General features: G+C 63.2%; 1 protein-coding gene. It reads left to right on the forward strand.

The window, feature by feature from the left end:
* Nucleotides 1-81: 81 nt before the first annotated feature.
* Nucleotides 82-1,212, forward strand: a complete 1,131-nt coding sequence (locus ACTJLC_RS31710) for an IS481 family transposase (RefSeq protein WP_440846411.1) — start codon at nucleotides 82-84, stop codon at nucleotides 1,210-1,212.
* Nucleotides 1,213-1,269: the final 57 nt, after the last annotated feature.

A 1,269-nucleotide genomic window follows, 5' to 3' on the forward strand; every position in this document is an offset into this window, starting at 1 on the left:
GTGTACAGACCGGGGACATAGCTGACAGGTGTGCGAGGACATGGTTGACACTTCCGGGTACGAAAACGCCCGGTCCCGACCATGCCCTGGAACGCAAGAGACACCATGAGCCTCAGACAGGAATTTGTTCATCTGGCCAGTCAGCGCACGCTCACGATCACCGAACTGTGCGAGCGCTTTAACATCAGCCGGCAGACCGGCTACAAATGGCTCAGACGTGGCGAGGACGCGCTGGCGGATCAGTCGCGGCGCCCTGCCAGCAGTCCGTCGAAGACCACTGTTGAGATGGAGCAGGAGGTGGTGCGCCTGCGTCGGGCACACCCGCGCTGGGGCGGCCGCAAGATCAGCCGGCGCCTGCGGGATCTGGGCTTTGAAGCGGTGCCGCAGCCCAGCACCGTGACAGCCATCCTGCACCGGCACAATCTGATCCTGCCGGCCGGTTCAGCGATGAGTGAACCCTGGAAGCGCTTTGAGCACGAGCAGCCCAACGTCCTCTGGCAGATGGACTTCAAGGGACACTTCGATACCCTCGAGCAGGGGCGTTGTAGCCCCCTGACGGTGCTCGACGACCATTCGCGCTTCAGCATCCTGCTGCGCGCCTGTGGGCCAACCGACACGGCCACGGTGCAGGCGGGCCTGCGCGAGGCATTCGGCCACTACGGCCTGCCGTTGCGCATCAACACCGATAACGGTTCGCCATGGGGTTCACCGGGCAGCCCGGGGCAGCTCACCGAACTGGCCGTCTGGCTGATCCGGCTGGGGATCCGCATCAGCTACAGCCGGCCTTACCATCCGCAGACCAACGGCAAGGACGAGCGGTTTCACCGCACGCTGAAGGCCGAAGTGCTGAACGAACGGAGCTTCGCCACCCAGCAGCACGTGCAACGCGAACTGGACCGCTGGCGCACCATCTATAACTGCGAGCGCCCGCATGAGGCGATCGGCATGGACACTCCGATGAGCCGTTACCAGCCGAGCCCGCGGGCGTTTCCATCGGTCCTGCGCGAGCCGGAGTACGGCCCGGATGACGTGGTGCTGCGGGTCAAGGCAAATGGCGAGCTACGCTTTGAAGGACGGCGCCTGAAGGTCTCGAAAGCACTTTACCGGCTGCCGGTTGCAGCACGCGCAAAGGACGGCGAAGACGGCGTATTTGAATTCTGGTTTGCCCATCACCGCATCCTCACCCTTGACCTGAGGAGCGAAAACCGCTGACCATAAAGTGTCAACGATGTCCTCGCACGTTCGTCAACCATGTCTCCGGTCTGTACA

The organism is Paraburkholderia sp. 22099, assembly GCF_052045835.1.
Classification (GTDB): Bacteria; Pseudomonadota; Gammaproteobacteria; order Burkholderiales; family Burkholderiaceae; genus Paraburkholderia; species Paraburkholderia terricola.

Excerpts from the sequence above, each read along its gene's own strand:
- ACTJLC_RS31710 (WP_440846411.1), top strand. The coding sequence starts at position 82 with ATGCCCTGGAACGCAAGAGACACCATGAGCCTCAGACAGGAATTTGTT.